This window comes from Micromonospora sp. NPDC049374, assembly GCF_040677165.1.
Lineage (GTDB): Bacteria > Actinomycetota > Actinomycetes > Mycobacteriales > Micromonosporaceae > Micromonospora.
The window spans coordinates 426,143-434,198 of the sequence record NZ_JBFAQH010000004.1 but is presented as its reverse complement, the minus strand read 5'-3'; the positions used below and the strand labels follow the sequence as shown (position 1 = coordinate 434,198).

At 68.5% G+C, this 8,056-nt stretch carries 7 protein-coding genes; 6 read left to right on the top strand and 1 reads right to left on the bottom strand.

Annotation, left to right across the window (positions count from 1 at the left end; translation table 11 throughout):
- The 4 genes from AB0J93_RS10270 to AB0J93_RS10255 all read left to right on the top strand — a co-directional run.
- Positions 1 to 1,085, top strand: a 1,085-nt coding sequence (locus tag AB0J93_RS10270; protein WP_363920219.1) for an alpha/beta fold hydrolase, incomplete at its 5' end; no start/stop codon positions are given.
- 79 nt (positions 1,086 to 1,164) lie between these two features.
- Entirely contained in the window at positions 1,165 to 2,799 is a 1,635-nt protein-coding gene (locus AB0J93_RS10265) for an MBL fold metallo-hydrolase (protein WP_363920217.1), read from the top strand.
- A gap of 9 nt (positions 2,800 to 2,808) precedes the next feature.
- On the top strand, positions 2,809 to 3,606 hold the full coding sequence (locus tag AB0J93_RS10260; protein ID WP_363920215.1) for an alpha/beta hydrolase: 798 nt from the start codon (positions 2,809 to 2,811) through the stop codon (positions 3,604 to 3,606).
- 108 nt (positions 3,607 to 3,714) lie between these two features.
- Positions 3,715 to 5,553, top strand: coding sequence for an ABC transporter ATP-binding protein (locus AB0J93_RS10255; protein ID WP_363920213.1), 1,839 nt, complete (start codon positions 3,715 to 3,717; stop codon positions 5,551 to 5,553).
- Positions 5,554 to 5,613: 60 nt separating this feature from the next.
- Here AB0J93_RS10255 and AB0J93_RS10250 read toward each other — a convergent pair whose 3' ends face one another.
- A complete protein-coding gene (locus AB0J93_RS10250) occupies positions 5,614 to 6,555 on the bottom strand; it encodes a TauD/TfdA family dioxygenase (protein ID WP_363920211.1) in 942 nt (313 codons plus the stop codon).
- A gap of 181 nt (positions 6,556 to 6,736) precedes the next feature.
- Here AB0J93_RS10250 and AB0J93_RS10245 point away from each other — a divergent pair, with 181 nt between their 5' ends.
- Both AB0J93_RS10245 and AB0J93_RS10240 read left to right on the top strand, forming a co-directional pair.
- On the top strand, positions 6,737 to 6,949 hold the full coding sequence (locus tag AB0J93_RS10245; RefSeq protein WP_363920251.1) for an MbtH family protein: 213 nt from the start codon (positions 6,737 to 6,739) through the stop codon (positions 6,947 to 6,949).
- Positions 6,950 to 7,045: 96 nt separating this feature from the next.
- Positions 7,046 to 8,056, top strand: coding sequence for a ketoacyl-ACP synthase III family protein (locus AB0J93_RS10240; protein ID WP_363920209.1), 1,011 nt, complete (start codon positions 7,046 to 7,048; stop codon positions 8,054 to 8,056).

Below are 8,056 nucleotides of genomic sequence, written 5' to 3'. Positions count from 1 at the left end.
CTGAGTACATGGTGCCCTCCGCGGTGGTCACGCTCGACCGGCTACCACTGACCGCCACCGGCAAACTCGACCGGCAGGCGTTGCCGGCGCCGGAGCCGGAGGCGGCGCCGGTGACCCGGAAGGTCAGCCGCACCACCGCGCTCGAGTTCGTCCTCTGCGACGTGTTCGCCGACGTGCTCGGCGTCCCCGAGGTCGGCCTGGAGGACAACTTCTTCACGCTCGGCGGCCACTCGCTGATGGTGGTCACGCTCATCGCGCGGCTGAAGGCGCGCGGTGTGAAGGTCTCCGCGCGGGACGTGTTCAGCGCTCCGACGGTGGCCGGCCTCATCGCCCAGATGAGCCTCTCGTCGCTGCGGAACTCGCTCAGCATGCTCCTACCGATCCGCACCCAGGGAACCCGGCCGCCGATCTTCTGCATCCATCCGGGCGGCGGCCTCAGCTGGTGCTACATGCCACTGGCGCGGTTCGTCCCGGACGACATTCCGCTGTACGGCCTGCAACCGCGCGGCCTCGACGGAACGGGCGCGCTGTTCGGCTCCGTCGAGGAGATGGCCGCCGGATACATCGAACAGATCCGCCAGGTGCAACCGGCCGGCCCCTACCACCTGCTCGGTTTCTCCTTCGGCGGAGCCGCCGCGCACGAGATCGCCGTCCAACTGGAAGCCGCAGGGGAGCAGGTCGCCCTCGTGATCATGGACACCTACCCCGGTGCCCCGGAGGCCGAGGAACTTCCCGAGCGGGACCCGGAAACCGAGATCGACGAGATGGCTGCGCGCGTACGGGGGGAGACCGCGGCACTTTTCCGTGATATGCCGGACGAGACATTGCGGCCGGTCGTCCGGGCGGCGCTGAACAACCGGCAGATACGCGACCGGCACGAGCATCGGGTGTTCGGTCAGGATCTGTTGATCTTCGTGGCGAACAATTCCCGCGACAGCGGGTTCGGCCGGCTCCAATGGGAGCCCTACGTGCGCGGCTCGATCACCGAGGTCATCGTGGACTGCGACCACTCCGACCTGGTCCTGCCCGAGACGCTGGGCCAGGTCTGGGCGGCCACCGAGGCGTGGTTGGCGCGCACCGCCTGACGGTGTTCAACTGCGCGGGCGCGCCGGTTGTACGCACTGAATTAGAGCAACATTGACGGGCCTGTTGAGCTGCGCTGAAATGGGTGCGGCGCGACGACTAGGTGTTTTCTGCGGAGGGAAGCGGATGGGCGACATGAATGAGCCGAGATTTCTACGCTCGAATGCGATAATTGAGCCTTTGGTCGATCGGTTCTATGCGTGGCTTTACATAGTCGCCCCGGTCCAGGCCTCGATGAACCTCGCAAACGTTCAGGTTCCGCTGCTGGAGTCGTACCTCCACGCGCCGAAGGTGCATGTGGCGGCCAGCGTCAACCCGGAGCTGCGGGGCGGATACTTCGTCAACATCGAAGAGGAGCGCAGCACCGAGATCGCCGAGCTTCTCGACATCATCAAGCGCGACCGGGCCGACATGCTGAACTTCGCGGCCGCGATCGCCGACGCCGAGGAGCTGCTGCGGCAGGGCGCGACCGGCTTCGACCTCACCCCGTTCTATCCCAAGCTGCCGGCTGCTCTGAACGGGCTCGTGGAGCTGGCCTACGACACCAGCAACCAGGCGTCGATGCACTACATCGAGCCGCTGACGTATCGAAGCCCGATATACGACGTACGCCGTCAGTCGGTGCAGTTGTCCCTCGACACCGGCGTCGAGCGCCCGTTCATCCTGAGTACCCCGCGGCTGCCGGGTCCGGACGTCATCGACCTTCCGCACAGCTTTACGCACCCGGGCCTCGACGAGTACTTCCGGGCGCGCACGCAGCCGACGACGCTGGCGAAGCTGCGCGAGGCGCTCGAGCTGAACGACGCGCAGGCGGTGCAGTTGGACCGGCTGCTCGCGCCGGCGCCGAGCCTGGCGCCCGACCGGCACATCGAGCGCGGCGGCCGGATCCGCTACTTCGGGCACGCCTGCCTCGTCCTGCAGACGCCGGAGGCGTGCATCGTCACCGACCCGTTCATCAGCACCGACAACCGGCACGGCGACCGGTACACGCTGGACGACCTGCCGGACCACATCGACTACGTGGTCATCACGCACGGGCACCAGGACCACATCGTGCTGGAGACCCTGATGATGCTGCGCCCGCGGGTGGACGCGGTGGTGGTGCCGAAGTCCTCCCGGGGCAACCTGGCCGACCCGTCGATCGCGTTGTACCTGCGGCACGCCGGCTTCAACGTCATCGAGGTCGACGACTTCGACGAGGTGCCACTGCCCGGCGGACGGCTGGTGGCCACGCCGTTCCTCGGCGAGCACGCCGATCTTGACATCCGTGCGAAGTCGACGTACTGGGTGCAGATCGCCGGCGCGTCCGTCTACATCGGCGCCGACTCGTCCGGCATCGACCCGGTCCTCTACCGGTACGTACGCGAGCACCTCGGCAAGATCGACCTCGCGTTCCTCGGCATGGAGTGCGACGGCGCGCCCCTCACCTGGCTGTACCAGGGTCTGCTGACCCGCCCGGTGACGAAGAAGATGAGCGACTCGCGCAAGCTGTCCGGCTCCAACGCGGCTCAGGCGGCGGCGATCCTGCAGGAACTGGGCGCCGACGAGGCCTACATCTACGCGATGGGCGAGGAAAGCTGGCAGGGGCACGTGATGGCGACGTCGTACAACGCCGACTCGTACCAGCTCCAGCAGATCGACGAGTTCCTCACCTGGTGCAAGGACCACGGCATCTCCGCCGAGCACCTGTTCAACAAGCGCGAGTGGGTCTGGTAGCCGACCGCCATGCCGCAACTGACCGCCAACGGCATCCGGATCGCCTACCAGCGGTCCGGATCCGGCGAGAACGTCCTGATGATCATGGGATCGGGCGCGGCCGGGCACGTCTGGTCGACCTACCAGACGCCGGCGCTGCACCGGGCGGGATACCACACGATCACATTCAACAACCGTGGCATCCCGCCCACCGACGCGCCCGAGGGCCGGTACACGCTGAACCAGATGGTGGGCGACACGCGGGGTCTCATCGAGGCACTGGGTCTCGGCCCCTGCCGGATCGTCGGCTACTCGCTCGGCGCGATGATCGCCCAGGAACTCGCGGTCAAGTGGCCCGGGCTGGTGCGCAGCGCGGTGCTGGTGGCCACGCGCAGCCGGCCGGACGTCCTCCGGAGCGCCCAGATGGCCGCCGAGCGAGCATTGCAGGAGAGCGGCCTCAAGCTCCCGCGGAGCTACGCCGCCGTGACCACGGCGTTGCAGATGCTGTCGCCGGCGACCCTGAACGACGACGCGGTCGTGTCGTCGTGGCTGGAGGTGCTGGAACTGGCCGGTGAGACCGGCGCGGCCGGCCAGACCTTCGTCGACCTGTCCACCGACCGGCGCGCCATGCTGCGCGCCGTCACCGCCCCGTGCCGGGTCATCGCATTCTCCGACGATCTCATCGCGCCACCGCATCTTGGCGCCGAGGTCGCTGAGGCAATCCCGAACAGTGACTATGTGGAGATTCCCCAGTGCGGCCACCTTGGCCATCTGGAACGCCCGGACGAGGTGAACGCGGCGATCATCGAGTTTCTCGACAAGTACTAGTCGCTCCGCACGAATCAAAGGATGGATTACGTGTCCAAGAGAGGCGACAGGGTTCGCCCCGGCACATTCAAGCGGGGCTTCCGATACCTGAAGCGCTATCGCTTTCTGGTGGTGCTACTGCTTCTGATGACGGCGGTGCACGCGGCCATCACCGCGCTGACCCCGCTGATTCTCAAATACATCATCGACGACGGCATCATCCCCGGGGAACTGTCTGTCGTCACGACGCTGGCCCTGCTCTTCGTGGGGCTCGCCGTGGTGGACGCCGGGACGATGTTCATCCAGGCCTGGCTGTCCGGCCGGGTCGGGCAGGGGCTGCTCTACGACCTGCGCACCGAGGTGTTCGCGCACGTCCAGCGGCAGCCGCTGGCGTTCTTCCTGCGGACCCAGACCGGCGCGCTGGTCAGCCGGCTCAACACGGATGTGATCGGTGCCCAGGCGGCGGTCACCACCCTGCTGTCCCAGGTGACCTCCACCGTGCTGACGCTCGTCCTGGTGATCGCCACGATGTTCGTGCTGTCCTGGCAGATCACCCTCGCCGTCCTGGTGATGATTCCGTTGTTCATGCTGCCGGCCAAGACGGTCGGGCGGCGGATGCAGCGGCTCACCCGGCGGCAGATGGAGAACGACGCCGAGATGGCGACGCTGATGAACGAACGGTTCAACGTGTCCGGCGCCATGCTCTCGAAGCTCTACGGCGAACCGGACCGGGACGCGAAAACGTTCGCCGGCCGGGCCGCCGACGTGCGGGACATCGCGGTCGTGACGACCGTCTGGGGCCAGTCGATGGCGGCGATCGTCACCGTGCTCACCGCCATCACCCTCGCGCTGGTGTACGGGTTCGGCGGCGGGCTGGCCATCAACGGCGCAATCGAGGTGGGGACCCTGGTGGCCCTCGCGACGCTGCTGCAGCGCCTGTTCGGGCCGATCAACCAACTCTCCAACATCTACAGCCAGTCCGTGGTGGCGCTGGTCAGCTTCGACCGGATCTTCGAGGTCCTGGACCACAAGCCGCTGATCGTGGACCGGCCCGGGGCGCGTGCCCTGCCGGTCGCCGACGTGTCCGCAGGCGGGGCGCCGGACATCGAGTTCGACAACGTCTCGTTCCGCTTCCCGAAGGCGGAGGACGTGTCGCTCGCCTCGCTGGAGTCGATGCCGCCACGATCCGAGTTCGAGCCGCCCGAGTTCGCACCGCCCGTGTCACCCTTGCCGGTCGCGCCGCCGAAGCCGCCGACCGACGCGTGGATCCTGCGCGATGTCAGCTTCCGCGCTCCTGGTGGCAAGCTGACCGCGCTGGTCGGCCCGTCCGGGGCCGGCAAGACGACGCTCACCAACCTGGTCTCCCGGCTCTACGAGCCGGTGTCCGGCACGGTGCGCGTCGGCGGCGAGGACATCCGCGACATCAGCCTGCGCTCACTGGCCGCGAACATCGGCGTGGTCACCCAGGACCCGCACCTGTTCCACGAGAGCCTAAGAGCCAATCTGCTGTACGCCCGTCCGGACGCGACGGAGCGAGAGCTGATTGAGGCCTGCGACGCGGCCCGGGTGTGGGACGTCATCTCGACGCTTCCGGACGGCCTCAACACGATGGTCGGCGAGCGGGGCTACCGGCTGTCCGGCGGGGAGAAGCAGCGGATCGCGCTGGCCCGGCTGCTCCTCAAATCGCCGCCGGTGGTGGTGCTCGACGAGGCCACCGCGCACCTGGACTCGGAGTCGGAGGCGGCGGTTCAACGGGCGCTCGCCACCGCGCTGGCCGGCCGCACGTCCATCGTGATCGCGCACCGGCTGTCGACGATCCGGCAGGCCGACCAGATTCTGGTGGTCGACGCCGGCCAGATCAGCCAGCGCGGAACACACGACGAACTGCTGGCCAGCGGCGGACTGTACGCGGACCTGTACCGGATCCAGTTCGCCCATCAGAACGAGCCGGTGGCGGCGGCCGACTGACACCCCACCAGAGCGAAACGGTCCCGTGGATGCCTCCACGGGGCCGCTTCGCTCTCGGTGTCAGGCCATCGCGACGAGGACCCGGCGGGTGCCCTCGAACGGCCGCCGGCCGTGCGCGGTGAGCACGTTGTCGATGAGCAGGACGTCGCCGGCCCGCCAGTCCACGTCGACGGCGTTGTCGAGCGCGCGGCGCTGGATATGCTCCACGTACGCGTCCGGGATCGGGCTGCCGTCGGCGAACGTCACGTGCTGCGGGAACTCGCCCGGCTCGAGGATCGCGTACATGTCGGCGGACGCCTTGTCGCCGAGCCCGGCCGGATGCCACTGGTCGGCCTGGTTGAACCAGACCGTGGCGCCGGTGACCGGGTGCGTCGTGACAGCGGCGCGGTGCTGCGTGATGCGCAGCCCGTCCGGGCCCCACTCCCATTCGGCCTCGGACCGGCCGAGGAACTCCTCGACCGCGGCCCGGTCCTCAGTCTCGAAGGTCTGCTGCCAGCTCTTCCCGAAGCCGAACCCGTCATGCAGGTTCTGCACGTAGCGGACGCCGCCGGCGAACGCCTCGCGGACCTCGGCGTCGAGCGAGCCGAGCCACAGCGCGCCGTCCAGCACCGGCGTCGCCCCGCCGCTCTCAGCCGCCTTCTCACAGAAGAACGCGAGTCGAGCCGGCCACCGGTGGGCGTAGCTGAGTTCGTTGTGCATCGAGATGGTGAACTGCTGCGGGTACTCGGTCGAGGTGTAGAGGTTGCGTCCCACCCGGGTACGCGGCGAGTTGCCATGGACGTAGGGGAGACGGTTCGGGACGAGCCGGTCGAAGACCGCGTCGATGGACTCCGGTGTGACGTCGAAGTCCCGGAACACCAGCGCCTTCCGGTCGACCAGCAGCTCGGCGAGCCGGGTCGGGCCCAGGTCGTCGAGCCAGCCCGCCAGGTCCCTCGTGCCGGCGAATGCGGTGCCGATCTCGTGTGGTCTCCAGGACCGGTCCACCGCTATGGTGTCGTCCATCTAGTCCTCCCATTCGAACTGCCGAATTCCGGCCAGTCTCCCGCGGTCCGGCGGCTGTCCAGAATGGGTGTCCAACTGCGGCGAAGCGTCGGTTGCGCGGTGTGGCGCACGGCGAACCCGTCGGGGGAGTATGACGGCGCAGACGCGGCGTCTGCGGATCAAAGATGGAAAGGCGGGTACGGTGGTGAATCCGTTCGAGGATCCCGACGCTTCGTATCTGGTCCTGGTCAACGACGAGGGCCAGCACTCGCTCTGGCCCAAGTTCCTCGACGTGCCGGCCGGATGGAACGTGGTTTTCGGCGAGGCTGGACGCCAGGAGTGTCTGGACTACATCGAAAAGTCGTGGACCGATCTGCGGCCCAAGAGCCTTATTGCTGCGATGGAAAACAACTAGCAGCGAGTTGTGGAAGGGGCCGGGGGAGATTCCCGGCCCCTTCGGTGTTTAGCGCCGCACTCGGTTTCCGGGGGACTCGAAGATAGTGTTCCGGCCATGCGGACGCGGGGATTGTTCGTCAACGGGATAGGCGCATGCGTGCCGGACCGGGTCGCGGTCGCCGACGCCGTCGCCGCCGGGTGGTACGACGCGGAGGATGCCGAGTCGTCCGGCTTCGTGAGCATCGCGGTGGCCGGCGACGTGCCCGCCGTCGACCTGGCGCTTCAGGCGTCCCGCGCCGCGCTCGAGCACGCGAGCACGCCGGCCGCGTCGCTCAGCCATCTCCTCTACGTCGACGTCTACCACTCCGGTCCGGAGGGCTGGCTCCCGCACTCGTACCTCCAACGGCACCTGGCGGCCGGGCACGTGTTCGCCGCCGGCATCCGGCAGGGCTGTAACGGCATGTTCGGTGCGCTCGCGCTGACCGACGCCGCCCTGCGCACCGCTACGGCCGGCCGGCACGCGCTGGTCGTGGCCGCCGACAACTTCGGCTCGCCGACGCTGGATCGCTGGCGGTGCAACCCCGGCCTGGTGATGGCCGACGGCGCCGGGGCGCTGGTGCTGAGCCGGGAACACGGCATCGCCGAGGTGCTGTCAGTCGGCTCGGTGACGCTGTCCGGCCTGGAGGGCATGCACCGCGGCGCCACGCCGCTGCATCCGGCCGACGCGAGCACCGGGCGCGCACCGGACTTCGACGCGCGGTTCGCCGAGTTCGCCGCATCCGGCGGCCTCGGGCCGGGCAGCGGGCTGGAGTTCGTGCAGCAGTTCATCGGGCTGGTCGACCGGTTGCTCGACGAGGCCGGCGTCGACCTGCGGCAGGTGGCCCGGGTGCTGTTCAACCATGCCGGCCGCGAGGTCGTCGAGGACCGGCTCGGACCGCTGGGCATCAAGCTCGACGACACCACGTGGCAGTTCGGCAGCACGGTGGGTCACGCCGGCGCGGCCGACCACGTCATCGCCGTCGACCATTTGCTGGCCGGTGGGGCGATCGGGCCCGGCGACCACGTGCTGTTGCTCGGTGTCGGGCCCGGCGTCAACATCGCCGGCGCCGTCATGCGGGTGTTTTAG